The sequence below is a fragment of the Telluria antibiotica genome (assembly GCF_011682055.1).
GTDB classification, from domain to species: domain Bacteria; phylum Pseudomonadota; class Gammaproteobacteria; order Burkholderiales; family Burkholderiaceae_D; genus Telluria; species Telluria antibiotica.
The window spans coordinates 660,738-676,579 of sequence record NZ_JAAQOM010000001.1 but is presented as its reverse complement, the minus strand read 5'-3'; the positions used below and the strand labels follow the sequence as shown (position 1 = coordinate 676,579).

Here is a 15,842-nt window from a genome sequence, read left to right as displayed (position 1 = left end):
ACCGCTGCTGCTGCAGCGGTTTTTTTATGCGTCAGGCGCGTGCTGCGGTTTGCTCCGCGGCCGGGGCCGCGGCGTGCAGCCGGTCGAACGCCCGCTGGAATTCATCGAGCTGGCGCGCCAACGGCGGTGTCGCGAGCGGGCGCAGGCGCGCGAGCAGCGTTTCGCCGTCGGCCACGCGCTGCGTCTCGAGGCAGGCGCGCAACAGGCTGAAGCCGGCCTGCGCGCCGTGCATCGCCGGTTCGTAGACGGGCCCCACGAGCGTGACGACGAGCCCCGTGTGGCCGTGGCGGGCCAGGTCGGCGGACATCGTCGTCAGCGCGCTGCCGTCGACGTCGGCGGCGGCCAGCACCGCGGTGTACTCGTCGCGCGCCGCCGGCAGGTCGCCGGCCGCGAGGTGGTGGCGGGCCAGCATGAGCCGCGCGCGCCAGCTGCCGGGCAGGGCGCATGCGTCGCGCAGCGCGTGCAGGAAACCGCCTTCGCCGGCGCGCTCGCGCTCGATGGCGAGCCAGCCGTTCAGCGCGCGCTCGTAGTTCGGGTCGAGCCGGACGGCGCGCCGCAGCAGGTCGGCCGTGGCCGTCGCGTCGCCGCGGTAGTGGGCGACCTTGGCGAGGTTCGTCAGCAGCACGGCCGTCTCGCCGGCGACCCGGATGCCTGCCCGCAGCACGGCCTCCGCTTCGTCGGGCCGGCCGCTTTCCAACAGGACGATGCCCTGCGTGGCATGGCTCCGTTCCGGCAGATCGTCGATCTGGACGAGGCGCGCGGCGGACGTCATCAGCTCCGGCGCGAACCCGTCGGCCAGCGCGGCCATGATGGTGCCGTACAAGGCGTCCGGCGTGTTCCAGTGTTGCTTGAGGCGCGGGTGCAGGACCTTGTCGCGCCATTCGTCCCGTGGCATCGCCGTGTGGCGGCCGTGCTCGCCCGCGGCCACGATCGCGTCGTGGGCGGCGGCGCGCTGCGTGGCGGGCGGACGGGTGCGGAACGCAGCGAGCAGGCGTTGGAACATGATGGTCTCCAGTGAGCAATTTTCAGTGGGGGCAATGCAGGCATTATCAAATTTCATTTCCACTTGGAAATTGATCTTCCCTGGTGATGACCTCGCTTTGCGATATCGGTCAATACCGGGATACGGGAGGATACGCTTGGCGTGAGGACAACAACATTAACATCTCGTAAAGTTTCCTTGTTTCATCGGCAAGGTGGCCGGGGCCCCGCGGCACGACGATCCTTCGTCAAATGTTGGGAACTGAGCAATAAATTTTGACTCTACGAGGAAAAACGTTACACTTTGGCAAAACCTGAACCTGCTGGAGATTGTCGATGAAACGTTTCACCGTATTGCCGGTATTGATGTGCATGATGTGGGCGGGCGCCGCCCGCGCCGCCGAGCCGACCTTGTGCAAGTCCTTGTGCGACAGCGAACGGCGCGAATGCCGTGCGAACGTCCCGGAGCTGGCCGCGGACCGTTCCGAGGGCTTGATGCCCGACAGAAACCCGATGGCCCGGGCGGCGCAGCACGAGGTGGCCACGCCCGCATCGCAGGCGATCGAGAACGTCGGCACGGCGGGACGCCGGCTCGGCCACGCCGGGGAGTGCGACGCGACCTACCTGCGCTGCACGCGCGCGTGTGCGGCGCCCCAGGCGTCGTCCGTCTTGAAGCCGGAAGCGGCCCGCCGCAACCAGCAGGGCCGTTGACGCCGCGCGCAGACGCAGTAGACTGGCGCTGACGTTCGCGCCGCCCTCGTGCAACCCTCGTCGCGGAGCGGCCGGGGATCCGATTACGGAGGAGATCATGGCTGACTGGATGGGCTGGCTCGTAGCGGCCGGCGTGCTCGTGATCCTGGAGCTGTTCACCGGGACGTTTTATCTGTTGATGATCGCCATCGGCCTCGCGGCCGGCGCCATCGTCGCGCTGGCCGGCCCCGGCGTTCCCGCGCAGGCCATCGTCGCCGCCATCGTCGGCGTGCTCGCGACGGGCCTGTTGCACCGCTCGCGCTTCGGCCATCCGGCGCGCACCGACGCCCAGCGCGACCGCAACGTCAACCTGGACATCGGCCAGCGCGTCACGGTGCCCGCCTGGGACAACGGCCGCGCGCGCGTCATGTACCGTGGCGCCCTGTGGGACGTGGAGCTGACGCACGGCGTCGCGCCCCATGCGGGCGAGTTCCGCATCGTCGAGGTGCACGGCAGCCGGCTCGTGGTGGCGAATCCATGACGAAGGCGCACGTCCGCATCCTGCTGCTCGCGGCCATGCTCGTGTATGGCGTGGTCGACGCGCGTGCGAAGACCTCGGGCGTCCAGGCCAACGGCTGGATCGTCCTGTCCACGCTGCTGTTCAGCTTCCTGATCTTCAGCTGGTATCGCCTCGACAGCGATGCGCGCCTGTACCGGCGCACCGTCCTGCTCAACATCGGCATCGTCATGGCAGCGATCGTCGCCGTGCCGTACTATCTCGTGCGCAGCCGTCCGGCCGGGCAGCGCGGTGCGGCGCTGCTGCGGCTCGCCGGCTTCGGACTGCTGATGATCGCCGCGGGCGTGGCCGGCGGCACCGTCTACCTGGCGTTCGCTCCCGGCGTCGCCTGAACTTCTTCCGCCCTTCGAAAGGACAACCATGGGATTCTCGTTTGGAACCGTCGCGCTGGTGATCTTCATCGTCGCCCTGGTCTTCGTGTTCAAGACCATCAACGTCGTGCCCCAGCAGCACGCGTGGGTGGTCGAACGCCTCGGCAAATACCACGCCACCCTGGCGCCCGGCCTCAACATCGTCGTGCCGTTCATCGACCGCGTGGCCTACAAGCACAGCCTGAAGGAGATCCCGCTCGACGTGCCGCCGCAGGTCTGCATCACGAAGGACAACACGCAGCTGCAGGTGGACGGCATCCTGTACTTCCAGGTGACGGACGCCATGCGCGCATCGTATGGTGCGTCGAACTACATCCAGGCCATCACGCAGCTGGCGCAGACGACGCTGCGCTCCGTGGTCGGCCGCATGGAGCTGGACAAGACGTTCGAGGAGCGCGACCACATCAACACGACCGTCGTCAACGCGATCGACGAATCGGCCGCCAACTGGGGCGTCAAGGTGCTGCGCTACGAGATCAAGGACCTCACGCCGCCCGCCGAGATCCTGCACGCGATGCAGCGCCAGATCACGGCCGAGCGCGAGAAGCGCGCGCTGATCGCCGCGTCCGAAGGCCGGCGCCAGGAAGCCATCAACATCGCGACCGGCGAGCGCGAAGCCTCGATCGCCCGCTCGGAGGGCGAGAAGCAGGCCGCCATCAACCGCGCGCAGGGCGAGGCCGCCGCCATCATCGCGCTGGCCGACGCCAGCGCCAGCGCGCTGCGCGAGGTCGGCGAGGCGATCCGGTCGCCGGGCGGCATCGACGCCGTGAACCTGCGCGTGGCCGAGCACTACGTCGACGCGTTCGGCAAGCTCGCGAAGACGAACAATTCCATCATCGTCCCCGCCGACCTGGGCGACATGAGCGGCCTGATCGCGTCGGCCCTCACCATCGTGAAGTCGCAAAAGGCGTAACGGGTGCGGGTCGTCGTCGTCACGGGCGCGTCGGACGGCATCGGCGCGGAGATCGCGCGCCAGCTCGCGGCGCGCGACGGCGGCGGCGTGGCCCTCGGGCTGCGCGAAGAGGGCGCGATGACGGTGGTGGAATGCGCGCGCCGGATCATCGCGGGCATGGACGGGCGCCGGCGCGAAGTCGTGATGACGCTCAAGGGCAAGCTTGGCCGGATCCTTAAGCTGGTCGTTCCCGGCCTGGTCGAACGCATTGCCCTGGCCGCTCTCAAGGACGACGTCAAACCGCGCTGACGGAGGGCCTCCGCGGCGCGCAAGGAGCCGCGATGAGCCACCAGCGTGTCGTGTTGTGGGTGATGATCCTGATGGCCGCGACGGGCTTGCTGGATGCGAGCCGCGCCGACGATGCGGCGCAGCTGCACCTGGCCGTGGGCGTCGCTGTCAGCTACCTGTGCTTCCTGTGGTACCGCGGCGACAGCGACGCGCGCGGCTACCGGCGGTCGCGCTGGCTCAGCGTGGCCCTCGTCGCGTTCACGGTGGCGACGATCCCATACTACCTCGTGCGCAGCCGGCGCGGCGGCGAGCGGGGGCAGGCGCTGCTTGCCTACGCGGCCTATCTCGCGGCCGCGGCGTTCGCCGTGTGGGTCGGCATGGCCGTCCACATCGGGCTCGCCTAGCCCATCGGCATGGCGCCATTTAATCCTCTGTTAAGCCTTGCCCCGCCGAAGCCGCGTATAACACCCCAAGCACGGCCAACCATAACCACGAGCGGGGTCCTGAATGAAGAATTGGGTGCGCAACAACAAAGGTTTCCTGGCGTTTCTCATCCTGTTCGGCGTGTTCCGCACGGCCGTGGCGGACTGGAATCCGATCCCGTCCGCGTCGATGCATCCGAATTTGCTGGAAGGCGACGTCGTGCTCGTGAACCGGCTCGCGTTCGACCTGAAGGTGCCGCTGACGGACGTCGTGCTGGCGCACCTGGGCGAGCCGCACCGCGGCGACATCGTCACGTTCCGCTCGCCGCGCGACCGGACGCTGCTGATCAAGCGCGTCGTCGCGCTGCCGGGCGACGTCGTCGAGATGCGCAACGAACGCCTGTACATCAACGGCCGCGGTGCCGACTATCGCATGGTGGAGCAGTCGCTCGATTCCGTCGGTGGCGCGGCGATGCGTGCGCTGCAGCTGGCCGAATCGTGGGACGGCAAGGGCGCGCAGCCGCGCCGCCACATCCAGATCATGCCGGACGTGATGGCGCCGCGCACGTTCGGCCCCGTCACCGTGCCGCAGGGCGAATACCTGATGCTGGGCGATAACCGCGACAACAGCGCCGACTCGCGCGTGATCGGCCTCGTGCCGCGCAAGCTGCTCGTGGGGCGCGCCGAGCGCGTGCTCGTCTCCGCCGACTACCAGGGCAACTGGATGCCGCGCACGGAACGCTTCGGCATGTCGCTGTACCGCCAGGACTGATTCAATCATCGCGCGCGCGCAGGCGGCACTGGCTGCGCCTGCGTGCCCTCGGTATTACGCGCGCCGCCGCCGCAAAGGCGCGGCGGCGCGCCGGGACGGTTCTTGCGATTCCCGCTACAATTTCGCCTTCGGACGCTCGCATGGTGCAGTGCCGATGTTCTATTCAAGGCATGCATATGCAAAGACTCCTGACCGTCATCCTCGCCTGCCTCGGCATGGTGGGCGCCCTCGCGATCGACACGTATCTGCCGTCCATTCCCGCCATCGGCCGCGCGTTCGACGTGGGCCCCGTGGCCGTGCAGCAGACGCTGTCGGTGTTCCTGTTCATGTTCGCGTTCATAATGCTGTTCTACGGCACGCTGTCCGATTCCTTCGGCCGCCGTCCCGTCATCCTCGTCGCGCTGACGATCTACACGCTGGCGTCCGCCGGCGCCGCGCTGGCGCCCACGTTCGGCTGGCTGTTGCTGTTCCGCGCGCTGCAGGGCATGTCGGCCGGCGCCGGCTCCGTGATCGGCCAGGCGATCGTGCAGGACCGCTTCAGCGGCGCCGACGCGCAGCGCATGATGTCGCACATCATGATGGTGTTCGGCCTCGCGCCCGCGATCGCGCCCGTGCTGGGCGGCTGGCTGCACGTGACGTTCGGCTGGCGCGCGACGTTCGTGTTCCTCGCGCTGTTCGGCACCGTGATGCTGGTCGCGAGCTGGCGCCTGCTGCCGGAAAGCCTGCCGCGCGAGAAGCGGCACGCGTTCCACGGCGTCGCCATCGCGCGCAACTACCTGAAGGTGCTCGGCCATCCGCAATTCGTGCTGCTGTCGCTGTCCGTGGGGCTCGCGTTCGGCGGCCTGTCGCTGTACATCGGTTCGGCCGCGAATTTCGTGATGGAGATCCTGCACCTGCCCGAGACGGCGTTCGCCTGGATGTTCATCCCCCTGATCAGCGGCATGGTGATCGGCTCGGCCTGGGGCGGCAAGCGCGCCGCGCGCATCCCCGCGCCGCGCATGCGCGCGATCGGCTTCGCGACGATGCTGCTGGCCTGCATGCTGAACGTGGGCTATACGGCGCTGGCGGGCGGTGCCGTCGCCGTGCCGTGGGCCGTGCTGCCGCTGATGGTCTACACCTTCGGCCTTGCCGTGGCGATGCCCGCGATCCAGGTGGGCGCGCTCGCGCTGTTCCCCGACAACCGCGGCCTCGCGTCGTCGATGCTCGCGTTCATCCAGATGATGTCGTTCGCGCTCGTCTCCGGCCTCGTTGCACCGCTGCTGTTCGACAGCGCGTTCAAGCTCGCGTGCGGCGTCGCCGTGGGCCTCGTCGGCAGCTTCCTGGCCTGCCAGCTGGGGATGGCGCTGGCGCGCGGCCGGGTGGCGACGGCCTGACCCGCCGCGAACGGCCGGCCGCGGACACGATGATGTATATTGCCGGGATTGTCCACCGACCGTCGGCCATGCGCACTTCGCTTCGCACTTTCGTTTTCCACCTGCTGCAGGCCGGCCTCGTCGCCGCGGCCGCGTGCGCGCCGGCCGCGGCGGACGTCCGGACGCAGGTGGCGCAGGCCGAAAAGCTCGCGGACACCGATGCCGCCGCCGCGCTGCGGCAGCTCGAGGCGCTTGCCGCGGCGGCGCGCGGCCGCTCCGAGCGCGACCTGCTGGACGTGGAGGCGGCGCGCTGCTGGGTGCTGGCGTACACGGAGCCCGCGCGCGCCATCGACCTCGCCGCCGCCTTGCTCGCCGATCCCGCCAACCATGACGCGCCGTACGTGCACGTGTGCCGCGGCTATGCGTACGAACGGTCGCAGCGCGTCGACGACGCGCTGGCCGAATACGATGTCGGCATCGAGCAGGGGCGCCGGACCGGCGACGACGTGGCGCTCGCGCGCGCCCTCGCGCTGCGCGGCGAGCAGCGTCACGTGCGCGGCCTGTACGGCGACGCGATCGCCGACCTGCAGGAGGCGTACGCCATCGAACACCGCCTGGGCAACCGCGGCAACGAAAGCTATGTGCTGAACGCGCTGGCGAATCTGTACGGCGACGCCAACGTGCGCGACTACGACGCCGCGCTCGACACGTACGCGCGGCTGCTGGCCGAGCATGGACAAGCAGGAGGCGAGCGCGAGCTGGCCACGGCGCACTTCAACATCGGCACCACGCTCGAGAACATCGGCGACCTGGCGCGCGCGCGCAGCCACTTCGCCACCGCGCTGCAGCTGGACGAGGCGCGAGGCGCGCCGCCGGAGGACATCGCGGAAGACAAGCGTGCCTACGGCGTCATCCTGTCCAAGTCGGACGACCACGTGCACGCGCTCGCGCTGCTGGGCGAGGCGGCCACCCTGCTGCAGGCGCATGCGCCGCGCGACGCGGACGCCGTCGCAACCTTGCGGCTGTCGCGCGGCGCCGCGTACCGGCGCGCCGGACGCCCGCTCGATGCGCTGGTCGACCTGGAAGCGGCACGCCGCTATTTCGCGGCTGGCGGCAACATGCGGTTCCTCGTCAAGGTCCACGAAGAGCGGGCGCTCGCGTTCGCCCAGGCGGGCAATTGGCGCGCGGCATATGGCGCGCAGCGCGCGATGGGCGAGGCGCAGCGCGACATCGAGAAGCAGACGCTGGACGAACGCATGGCGCGCCTGCGCGTGCAGTTCCAGGCCGAGCAGGCGCGCTTGCACAACGCCGAGCTGCAATACCAGAACACGTTGCAGCGGCGCGACCTGGACGCCGCGCGCCACGTACGGCGCTGGCAATACGTCGCCCTCGGCGCGTGCGCGGGACTGGTCGTCATGCTCAGCATCGTCGCTGTGCGCCAGCGCCGCTTCAGCCGGCGCATGCGCGACCTGGCGCTGACGGACGAGCTGACCCGCCTGCCGAACCGCCGCCACTTCATGGCGCTCGCCGACGAGGCGTGCGCGGCGGCGTGCGCACGGGGCGGCCCGCTCGCGCTGGCCGCGCTCGACATCGATCACTTCAAGCACATCAACGACCGCCACGGCCACGCGGCCGGCGACCTGGTGCTGCAGCGGGTCGCGCATGTGCTGCGCGTGGCGCTGCGGCCGGGCGACGCGATCGGGCGCACGGGCGGCGAGGAATTCGTGGCGCTCTTGGCCGGTGCGACGGAAGACGATGCGCTGGGCGCGGCGGAGCGGCTGCGGGCGGCCGTCGCGGACATCGATTGCGCCGGCCTGCCGGCTGGCGTGCGGCCCAGCGTCAGCATCGGCGTCGCGGCCTGGACGGGCCCGGACGACACGCTCGACGCGCTGTGCCGGCGCGCGGACGCGGCGCTGTACGCCGCGAAGGAGGGCGGCCGCAACCGCGTGGAGCTGGCCGCGGCCTGACGGAGGGAGCCGCTCGGCGGCGGTGCGGCCGCGGGCCGCTCAGCGGCGGTGTTGTTTCATCGCCTTCTCGACTTCGCGCTTGGCGTCGCGGTCTTTCTCCGTATCGCGCTTGTCGTGCTGTTTCTTGCCCTTGGCGAGGCCGACTTCGCATTTCACGCGGCCGCCCTTGAAGTGCAGGTTGAGGGGAACGAGGGTGTAGCCGGACCGCTCGACCTTGCCGACGAGCTTGTCGATCTCGGCCTTGTGCAGCAGCAGCTTGCGGGTGCGCAGCGCTTCCGGATGGCTCCAGGCGGACGCCGTCGTGAGGGCGCTGATGTGGGCGCCGAACAGGTACAGCTCGCCGTTGCGCACGACGACGTACGCTTCCTTGATTTGCACGCGGCCGTCGCGGATCGCCTTCACTTCCCACCCTTCGAGCACGAGGCCGGCTTCGTAGCGGTCCTCGATGAAGTAGTCGAAAAAGGCTTTTTTATTGTCAATAATACTCATGGAATCGCTAATTTCCGCGCGTCGGTTAAACTATCGTTGAAAAATGCAACGTAACCAACATCATAACAAACGGTTGACCAATGGCAGTAGTGCACAAATCAGTTTTCCTCGGGTACAGCGCCGAACAGATGTTCGACCTCGTCGCGAAAGTCGAGGACTATCCGAAATTCCTCCCCTGGTGCAGCGGCGTCAAAGTGCTCGAGCGCAGCGACGACAAGCTGGTGGCCTGCCTGCAAATCAATTTCCACGGCGTTAAGCAAAGCTTCACGACGTCGAACCACAACCAGCGTCCCACGCAGATGAAGATGCACCTCGTCGACGGTCCGTTCAAGATGCTGGAAGCGACGTGGAGCTTCAAGGCGCTGCGCGCCGACGCCTGCAAGATCGACTTCGACATGCAGTACGAGTTCTCGAGCGTCATCCTCGAGCAGCTGGTCGGCCCCGTGTTCGGCATGATCGCCAACACGATGGTCGATTCGTTCTGCAAGCGCGCCGAGGTTATCTATGGCTGAGCCGGGGGAATTGCAAGTGGTTGTGGCGTATGCGACGGCGCAGCACGAGTTCGTCCGTCCGCTGCGCGTGACGCCTGGCACGACGGTCGGCGAGGCCATCGAGCGGAGCGGCGTGCTGGCGAGCTTCCCGGACATCAACCTGGTGACGCAGCCGGTGGGGATCTACGGCAAGAAGAAGGCGCTGGACACGGTCTTGCGCGAGCGCGACCGTATCGAGATTTATCGTCCGCTCGTGGCGGACCCGAAGGATTCGCGCCGCAAGCGCGCAGCCAAGAAGCAGTCGACGCAGGCGCCGGCCGCGTAGTCTAGCGGAGGCGGAGCGCTTGCGTTACGCGTGGGCACGGGGTGCCCACCCTACCCGGGGCACCCGGCCAGCACGCGCCGTGCACGCGCGAGGCGGGCAGCCTTGTCCTCGTCCGTCAGCACGGCGCGTTCACCTTTTTCGTTTACGCCGATCATCCGCCTCGTCTTCTTCATGAAGTATTCCTCTTCGCGCGCGGCCGTGCAGGCGTTGGCGTGCTCGACTTTGAGCCGCGCTGTTTCGGCTGCCTCGCGCGCGTCGGCCTCGTACCGCGCAGTGCGTTCGCGGTACGCCGCTTCGCGGTCGGCCAAGGTCGGCAGTGCGTGCTTCGCGCCTGCCGCCGGCGAGGCCTTGTCGACATCCGTCGTCGGGACTGCTGCCTCGACCGGTGTCGCTGCAGTTGCCGAGCGCGGCGCCTGCAGGATGCGCGATGCGGGCGTCCCCACAGGCGGCGGGCGGTCGGAGAACACGCGCGTGCCGTGGTCGTCGATCCACGAGTATTGGGCATGCGCATACGGCGCGAGCAGCAGCGCAGCGCCGGCGCACAGCGCGCGCAAACAGCGGATCGGTTTCATCGGATTATTTCCTTGCGTCATACCCTGATTTCGCCATGCCGCGCGCCCACTGTCAATTGCCGCATTGCGGTAATTCCGGTCGTTTTCTGGCAAGGCGGCGACGTTTTCCTGGAGTTTCTGTATAATTCGCTTTTGCGCCTATAGGAAATCAACTATGCGTCTTCTCCAGAAAGCACTCACGTTCGATGACGTGCTGCTCGTCCCGGCCTACTCCAACATCCTCCCGGCCAACACGTCCCTGCGCACGAAGCTGACCCGGAATATCTCGCTGAACATTCCGCTGCTGTCCGCCGCCATGGACACCGTGACCGAAGCCCGCCTCGCAATCGCGATGGCGCAAGAGGGCGGTATCGGCATCATCCACAAGAATCTTCGTCCGGCCGACCAGGCGCGCGAAGTCGCGCGTGTCAAGCGTTTCGAAGCGGGCGTGCTGCGCGACCCGATCACGATTCCGCCGACGATGAAGATCCGCGAAGTTCTGGCGCTGGCCCAGCAACACGGCATCAGCGGCTTCCCGGTCGTGGAGGGCAAGCAGGTCGTCGGCATCATCACGAACCGTGACCTGCGTTTCGAGGAAGACCTGGACGCCGAGGCGCGCGCCAAGATGACCCCGCGCGACAAGCTCGTGTACGTCAAGGAAGACGCCGGCACGGACGAAGCGAAGCGCCTGATGAACAAGTTTCGCCTGGAGCGCGTGCTCGTCGTGAACGACGAGTTCGAACTGCGCGGCCTCATCACGGTCAAGGACATCCTGAAGTCGCACGAGCACCCGAATGCATCGAAGGATGCGCAGGGCAAGCTGATCGTGGGCGCGGCCGTGGGCGTGGGCGACAAGGACAAGGAACGCGTCGAGCTGCTGGTGAAGGCCGGCGTCGACGTGCTGGTGGTCGATACGGCGCACGGCCATTCGCAGGGCATCCTCGACCGCGTGAAATGGATCAAGACGACGTACCCGCACGTCGACGTCATCGGCGGCAACATCGCGACGGCCGCTGCCGCACGCGCGCTGGTGGAAGCGGGCGCGGACGCCGTCAAGGTCGGCATCGGCCCCGGCTCCATCTGCACGACGCGTATCGTGGCGGGCGTGGGCGTGCCGCAGATCACGGCGATCTCGAACGTGGCCGAAGCGCTGGCCGGCACGGGCGTGCCGTGCATCGCCGACGGCGGCATCCGCTACTCGGGCGACATCTCGAAGGCGCTGGCCGCCGGTGCGCACACCGTCATGATGGGCTCCATGTTCGCCGGCACGGAAGAAGCGCCGGGCGAGGTGATCCTGTACCAGGGCCGCAGCTACAAGGGCTACCGCGGCATGGGTTCGCTGGGTGCGATGGCCGAAGGCTCGGCCGACCGCTACTTCCAGGAAGCGTCGAGCAAGGCCGACAAGTTCGTCCCGGAAGGCATCGAAGGCCGCGTCGCCTACAAGGGCAGCGTGCTGGCGATCATCTACCAACTGGTCGGCGGCGTGCGCCAGTCGATGGGCTATTGCGGTTGCGCGACGATCGAAGAACTGCGCGAGAAGGCGGAGTTCGTCGAGATCACGTCGGCCGGCATGCGTGAATCGCACGTGCACGACGTGCAGATCACCAAAGAAGCGCCGAACTACCGTACCGAATAATCGATCGGCCAAGGTGGGCACGTTTCATTTGAGGCCACTGGCCTCAATGCCCACCCTACGAATACCATCTGACGTAGGGTGGGCACCCCGCGCCCACCATTCAACCATCACCACCACATGCACTCCAAGATACTCATCCTCGACTTCGGTTCCCAGGTCACCCAACTGATCGCCCGCCGCGTGCGCGACGCCGGCGTGTTCTCCGAGGTCTTCCCTTACGACATCGGCGACGATTTCGTCCGCAACTACGGCGCCTCGGGCGTGATCCTGTCCGGCAGCCACAATTCGACGCTCGAAGGCGATTCGCCGCGCGCCCCGCAAGCCGTGTTCGAGCTGGGCGTGCCCGTGCTGGGCATCTGCTACGGCATGCAGACGATGGCCGCGCAACTGGGCGGCAAGGTCGAGAACGGCAAAGTGCGCGAATTCGGCTACGCCGAAGTGCGCGCCCGCGGCCACACGAAACTGCTGAACGGTATCAACGACTTCGTCACGGACGAAGGCCACGGCATGCTGAAGGTGTGGATGAGCCACGGCGACAAGGTCCTCGACATGCCGCCGGGCTTCAAGCTGATGGGCTCGACGCCAAGCTGCCCGATCGCCGCCATGGCCGACGAGGAGCGCAACTTCTACGCGCTGCAATTCCACCCGGAAGTGACCCATACGACGCAGGGTGAAGCCATCATCGGCCGCTTCGTGCACGAGATCTGCGGCTGCAAGAGCGACTGGAACATGCCGGACTACATCGGCGAAGCCGTCGAGAAGATCCGCGCGCAAGTCGGCACCGATGAAGTGATCCTGGGCCTGTCCGGCGGCGTCGATTCGAGCGTGGCCGCCGCGCTGATCCACCGCGCCATCGGCGACCAGCTGACCTGCGTCTTCGTCGACCACGGCCTGCTCCGCAAGGACGAGGGCAAGATGGTCATGGACATGTTCTCCAAGAACCTCGGTGTGAAGGTGCTGCGCATCGACGCGTCCGACCAGTTCATGGGCCACCTGGCGGGCGTCAACGACCCGGAGCAGAAGCGCAAGATCATCGGCCGCGAATTCGTCGAAGTGTTCCAGGAGCAGGCCAAGCGACTGACGAGCGCCCGCTGGCTCGCGCAGGGCACGATCTATCCGGACGTGATCGAATCGGCCGGCAAGGGCAAGAAGGGCCAGACGATCAAGAGCCACCACAACGTGGGCGGCCTGCCCGAAACGCTGAACCTGAAGCTGCTGGAACCGCTGCGCGAACTGTTCAAGGACGAGGTGCGCAAGCTGGGCGTCGCGCTGGGCCTGCCGCACGACATGGTGTACCGCCACCCGTTCCCGGGTCCGGGCCTGGGTGTGCGCATCCTCGGCGAAGTGAAGCGCGAGTTTGCCGACCTGCTGCGCGAAGCGGACGCGATCTTCATCGAAGAACTGCGCAACACGCCGTTCGAATCGCCGCGCGTGCCGGGTATCGACGCGGGCAAGGCGCCGATCAACTGGTACGAAGCGACGTCGCAGGCGTTCGCCGTGTTCCTGCCGGTGAAATCGGTGGGCGTCATGGGCGACGGCCGCACCTACGAATACGTCGTGGCGCTGCGCGCCGTGCAGACGCTGGACTTCATGACGGCGCAGTGGGCGCATCTGCCGCACGAGTTGCTCGGGAAGGTCTCGAATCGCATCATCAATGAAGTGCGCGGCATTAATCGCGTCGTGTACGACATTTCTGGGAAACCGCCGGCGACGATTGAGTGGGAATGATTCCCGACTCGGCAATAGATGGCAATCTCAGGCATTAGAGATGAAGCAAGCCCCTGATTTCAGGGGCTTTTTTCTTTTCGCGTCGGCAGAAGTTGGCAACAACAAGCAGCATAAAGCACCATCTTTTGATGGTATCGAAAATGGTGCGATCTGAGGGCAGTACCATCGTGTGTACCGCGTACCATGTTGTAGGTACTCACTCAAACATGGTACACGAACTCGCTAAGTGTTTGAATATATTGAGAAATATTATCGTAGACTCTCTCTCCACAGACATGGTATCAGGAGGCGCACATGCTAACAGATGCTACCCTACGCAGTCTCAGGCCAAAGGAGAAGCCGTATAAGATTTCTGACCGCGACGGACTATATGTGTACGTGCTGACGTCAGGTACCGTCTCGTTCCGATACAACTATTCGATCAACGGACGCCAAGAAACCCTTGTTCTCGGCCGCTATGGGCCCAACGGGATCAAGCTCGCTGAAGCCCGCGAGCTTCTTGTTGAGGCCAAAAAGGCGTTAGCGGCAGGTCGATCGCCCGCCCGCCAGAAAGCCGCAGTCAAGGAACGAAGACGCGAGGAAAACACGTTCGGCGAATGGGCAGTGGAATGGCTCGACAAATACGTGATGGCAGAATCCACTAGGGATATGCGCCGCTCAGTGTATCAACGCGATTTAGAGCGGCCGTTTGGAAGACTGAAACTGGAGGAAGTCACTGCGGACGAGTTGCGACGTCTGTGTGACCGCATCGTCGAGCGCGGCGCGCCGGCAACTGCTGTACACGCTCGTGACATCGTTATGCTGGTCTTTCGGTATGCGCGTGATCGCGGTCAAAAGTTATCGAACCCGGCAGACGACGTAAGGCCCAGCTCGATAGCGCGATTTCAACCGCGTGACCGAGCCCTAAGCGGTGAAGAGATCCGACTCCTCTACCATTATCTCGAGAAAGTGGCCACCAGCCCGATCCTACGCCTCGGGGTGAAGTTGCTGTTGCTGACGATGTTGCGTAAATCCGAGATGAGCGAGGGACGTTGGGCGGAGGTAAGCTTCAGTGAGCGCGTCTGGACAATACCTGCCGCGCGGATGAAGCGTCGTAACCCGCATAATGTCTATTTATCGGAACAGGCTCTTGATATTCTCGTCACGCTAAAAACGTGCGCTGGCGGCTCCGAGTTCATTTTCCCCGGTAGATACGATAGTGATCAGGCGATGAGTAAGGCCACCCTGAACAGAGTAACGATGGCCGTGCTCAGCGAAGCGCGCGCTGATGGGGTGCCGCTAGCTACGTTCACGCCACATGACTTTCGACGCACTGCCTCGACGGTGCTCCACGAAGCGGGCTTTCAATCGGACTGGATTGAGAAGTGCCTTGCGCACGAACAGCGCGGGGTACGGGCAGTCTACAACAAAGCCGAATATGCCGAGCAGCGTCGGCATATGATGCAGGCATGGGCAAACATGATTGACAACTGGACTTCTAACGCGACTTAGATCCAGGAGCAGGTTGCTGGACGCCTGCAGCCTTTTGGCAGGCAATCCATTCGTCGATTTCCGAAAGGTCCCAGACAACCAGGCGCGCGGTCACGGAGAAGCGCTTTGGAAACTTGCCGCGCTTTTCCAGATCTAGGATCGTGCGTTCACACAGTGGTACTTTAATCTTCAGTTGTTTGCGGTTGATTACGACGCGTCCAAGATTTTCCTGTTGAACGCGATGAGAATCCAAAGTCGTCATTGCTAGCTCCTTCCAAGAAATGATGGATTTATGATGATCTTTCGAATTTGTTAGTGCCAACATTATTTATGAAGAACCATAAATGGTTTATTTAATAATATGCGTTGCGCGTACGTGGCGACTGTTTACGATCAAGCGTGACGGTGCGATTGAGGAGAATCTAACGGGTTCTGCTTGGAGGTAGGCTGCCAGAACAATCGATGGCGCAGTGTTGCGTTGACGAAATGATCAAGCGGACCGAGGAAGAACGTTTACAGAGTGGGAGTGGGCGGGACCGTAGCAATTTTATAGGACGCGCTTTTTTTCTAGGAACTTCGGTCCGTGGTCACATGCTTGTCGAGCCGGAAGCAGGATCAGGTGTAGTACCGTAGAGTCGGGGCGTTGGAGTTGGCCGGCGCGAACCAGGTGCGGCCCAGGTGTTAGGCGGTGGGCGCGTGCCCCGGCTGGAGGCGCTGGCGGCCTACATCGAATGGTGTCCGATGATTTGGGCGACGCGCCCACCTAAGGACGTGGCCGGCCGGATGATTACGGGACTGCTGCTTTCGATGTTGGTGGTGTGGACGGGGTACTTGTTGCTA

18 protein-coding genes are annotated in these 15,842 nt (G+C 65.6%); 14 read left to right on the top strand and 4 right to left on the bottom strand.

The annotated features are described in order from the left end of the window. Positions 1-31: 31 nt before the first annotated feature. Positions 32-1,003 (bottom strand): tetratricopeptide repeat protein, encoded by a 972-nt coding sequence (locus tag HAV22_RS02740; RefSeq protein WP_166856200.1) that lies wholly within the window; start codon positions 1,001-1,003, stop codon positions 32-34. A gap of 314 nt (positions 1,004-1,317) precedes the next feature. Between HAV22_RS02740 and HAV22_RS02735 the strand changes: the two genes are divergently transcribed. From HAV22_RS02735 to HAV22_RS02695, 9 genes are all read left to right on the top strand, one after another. Continuing rightward, a complete protein-coding gene (locus tag HAV22_RS02735) occupies positions 1,318-1,692 on the top strand; it encodes a hypothetical protein (protein ID WP_166856198.1) in 375 nt (124 codons plus the stop codon). A gap of 97 nt (positions 1,693-1,789) precedes the next feature. Beyond that, entirely contained in the window at positions 1,790-2,212 is a 423-nt protein-coding gene (locus tag HAV22_RS02730; RefSeq protein WP_166856196.1) for an NfeD family protein, read from the top strand. Further along, on the top strand, positions 2,209-2,580 hold the full coding sequence (locus HAV22_RS02725; protein WP_166856194.1) for a hypothetical protein: 372 nt from the start codon (positions 2,209-2,211) through the stop codon (positions 2,578-2,580). The genes HAV22_RS02730 and HAV22_RS02725 overlap by 4 nt, the downstream gene beginning before the upstream one ends. Before the next feature lie 28 nt (positions 2,581-2,608). After that, complete coding sequence (locus HAV22_RS02720) at positions 2,609-3,532, top strand: SPFH domain-containing protein (protein ID WP_166856192.1); 924 nt, start codon at positions 2,609-2,611, stop codon at positions 3,530-3,532. Between the two features lie 3 nt (positions 3,533-3,535). Beyond that, a complete protein-coding gene (locus tag HAV22_RS02715; protein ID WP_166856191.1) occupies positions 3,536-3,820 on the top strand; it encodes an SDR family NAD(P)-dependent oxidoreductase in 285 nt (94 codons plus the stop codon). 32 nt (positions 3,821-3,852) lie between these two features. Continuing rightward, positions 3,853-4,203 carry a hypothetical protein gene (locus HAV22_RS02710; RefSeq protein ID WP_166856189.1) on the top strand — a complete coding sequence of 117 codons (351 nt, stop codon included), beginning with the start codon at positions 3,853-3,855 and terminating at the stop codon, positions 4,201-4,203. Positions 4,204-4,306: 103 nt separating this feature from the next. Beyond that, entirely contained in the window at positions 4,307-4,993 is a 687-nt protein-coding gene (lepB, locus tag HAV22_RS02705; protein WP_166856187.1) for a signal peptidase I, read from the top strand. A 176-nt stretch (positions 4,994-5,169) separates the two neighbouring features. Then, complete coding sequence (locus HAV22_RS02700; protein WP_166856185.1) at positions 5,170-6,366, top strand: multidrug effflux MFS transporter; 1,197 nt, start codon at positions 5,170-5,172, stop codon at positions 6,364-6,366. A 68-nt stretch (positions 6,367-6,434) separates the two neighbouring features. Continuing rightward, positions 6,435-8,312 (top strand): GGDEF domain-containing protein, encoded by a 1,878-nt coding sequence (locus HAV22_RS02695; protein WP_166856183.1) that lies wholly within the window; start codon positions 6,435-6,437, stop codon positions 8,310-8,312. A gap of 39 nt (positions 8,313-8,351) precedes the next feature. Here the strand turns inward: HAV22_RS02695 and smpB are convergent, their stop codons facing one another. Next, positions 8,352-8,801 (bottom strand): SsrA-binding protein SmpB, encoded by a 450-nt coding sequence (gene smpB, locus HAV22_RS02690; protein WP_036228601.1) that lies wholly within the window; start codon positions 8,799-8,801, stop codon positions 8,352-8,354. Positions 8,802-8,881: 80 nt separating this feature from the next. Here smpB and HAV22_RS02685 point away from each other — a divergent pair, with 80 nt between their 5' ends. After that, the gene (locus tag HAV22_RS02685; RefSeq protein ID WP_166856181.1) at positions 8,882-9,313 is read left to right on the top strand and encodes a type II toxin-antitoxin system RatA family toxin; all 432 of its coding nucleotides are present in this window, start codon (positions 8,882-8,884) and stop codon (positions 9,311-9,313) included. Beyond that, positions 9,306-9,617, top strand: a complete 312-nt coding sequence (locus HAV22_RS02680; RefSeq protein ID WP_166856179.1) for an RnfH family protein — start codon at positions 9,306-9,308, stop codon at positions 9,615-9,617. Before HAV22_RS02685 ends, HAV22_RS02680 begins: the two co-directional genes overlap by 8 nt. Positions 9,618-9,667: 50 nt before the next feature. Here the strand turns inward: HAV22_RS02680 and HAV22_RS02675 are convergent, their stop codons facing one another. Next, positions 9,668-10,189, bottom strand: coding sequence for a DUF4124 domain-containing protein (locus tag HAV22_RS02675; protein ID WP_166856177.1), 522 nt, complete (start codon positions 10,187-10,189; stop codon positions 9,668-9,670). Positions 10,190-10,343: 154 nt separating this feature from the next. On the opposite strand from HAV22_RS02675, the gene guaB reads away from it, so the two are divergent. From guaB to HAV22_RS02660, 3 genes are all read left to right on the top strand, one after another. Beyond that, positions 10,344-11,804 (top strand): IMP dehydrogenase, encoded by a 1,461-nt coding sequence (guaB, locus tag HAV22_RS02670; protein ID WP_166856175.1) that lies wholly within the window; start codon positions 10,344-10,346, stop codon positions 11,802-11,804. A 117-nt stretch (positions 11,805-11,921) separates the two neighbouring features. Then, a complete protein-coding gene (guaA, locus tag HAV22_RS02665) occupies positions 11,922-13,532 on the top strand; it encodes a glutamine-hydrolyzing GMP synthase (protein WP_166856173.1) in 1,611 nt (536 codons plus the stop codon). Positions 13,533-13,826: 294 nt separating this feature from the next. Beyond that, a complete protein-coding gene (locus HAV22_RS02660; protein WP_166856171.1) occupies positions 13,827-15,023 on the top strand; it encodes a tyrosine-type recombinase/integrase in 1,197 nt (398 codons plus the stop codon). Here HAV22_RS02660 and HAV22_RS02655 read toward each other — a convergent pair. After that, on the bottom strand, positions 15,010-15,264 hold the full coding sequence (locus tag HAV22_RS02655) for a helix-turn-helix transcriptional regulator (RefSeq protein WP_166856169.1): 255 nt from the start codon (positions 15,262-15,264) through the stop codon (positions 15,010-15,012). The two genes, HAV22_RS02660 and HAV22_RS02655, sit on opposite strands and share 14 nt — an antisense overlap. Positions 15,265-15,842: the final 578 nt, after the last annotated feature.

Coding starts and splice junctions, on each gene's coding strand:
- smpB (WP_036228601.1), bottom strand. CDS start 8,801: ATGAGTATTATTGACAATAAAAAAGCCTTTTTCGACTACTTCATCGAG.
- HAV22_RS02660 (WP_166856171.1), top strand. CDS start 13,827: ATGCTAACAGATGCTACCCTACGCAGTCTCAGGCCAAAGGAGAAGCCG.
- guaB (WP_166856175.1), top strand. CDS start 10,344: ATGCGTCTTCTCCAGAAAGCACTCACGTTCGATGACGTGCTGCTCGTC.
- guaA (WP_166856173.1), top strand. CDS start 11,922: ATGCACTCCAAGATACTCATCCTCGACTTCGGTTCCCAGGTCACCCAA.
- HAV22_RS02740 (WP_166856200.1), bottom strand. CDS start 1,003: ATGTTCCAACGCCTGCTCGCTGCGTTCCGCACCCGTCCGCCCGCCACG.
- HAV22_RS02700 (WP_166856185.1), top strand. CDS start 5,170: ATGCAAAGACTCCTGACCGTCATCCTCGCCTGCCTCGGCATGGTGGGC.
- HAV22_RS02680 (WP_166856179.1), top strand. CDS start 9,306: ATGGCTGAGCCGGGGGAATTGCAAGTGGTTGTGGCGTATGCGACGGCG.
- HAV22_RS02685 (WP_166856181.1), top strand. CDS start 8,882: ATGGCAGTAGTGCACAAATCAGTTTTCCTCGGGTACAGCGCCGAACAG.
- lepB (WP_166856187.1), top strand. CDS start 4,307: ATGAAGAATTGGGTGCGCAACAACAAAGGTTTCCTGGCGTTTCTCATC.
- HAV22_RS02735 (WP_166856198.1), top strand. CDS start 1,318: ATGAAACGTTTCACCGTATTGCCGGTATTGATGTGCATGATGTGGGCG.
- HAV22_RS02725 (WP_166856194.1), top strand. CDS start 2,209: ATGACGAAGGCGCACGTCCGCATCCTGCTGCTCGCGGCCATGCTCGTG.
- HAV22_RS02655 (WP_166856169.1), bottom strand. CDS start 15,264: ATGACGACTTTGGATTCTCATCGCGTTCAACAGGAAAATCTTGGACGC.
- HAV22_RS02695 (WP_166856183.1), top strand. CDS start 6,435: ATGCGCACTTCGCTTCGCACTTTCGTTTTCCACCTGCTGCAGGCCGGC.
- HAV22_RS02720 (WP_166856192.1), top strand. CDS start 2,609: ATGGGATTCTCGTTTGGAACCGTCGCGCTGGTGATCTTCATCGTCGCC.
- HAV22_RS02730 (WP_166856196.1), top strand. CDS start 1,790: ATGGCTGACTGGATGGGCTGGCTCGTAGCGGCCGGCGTGCTCGTGATC.
- HAV22_RS02710 (WP_166856189.1), top strand. CDS start 3,853: ATGAGCCACCAGCGTGTCGTGTTGTGGGTGATGATCCTGATGGCCGCG.
- HAV22_RS02675 (WP_166856177.1), bottom strand. CDS start 10,189: ATGAAACCGATCCGCTGTTTGCGCGCGCTGTGCGCCGGCGCTGCGCTG.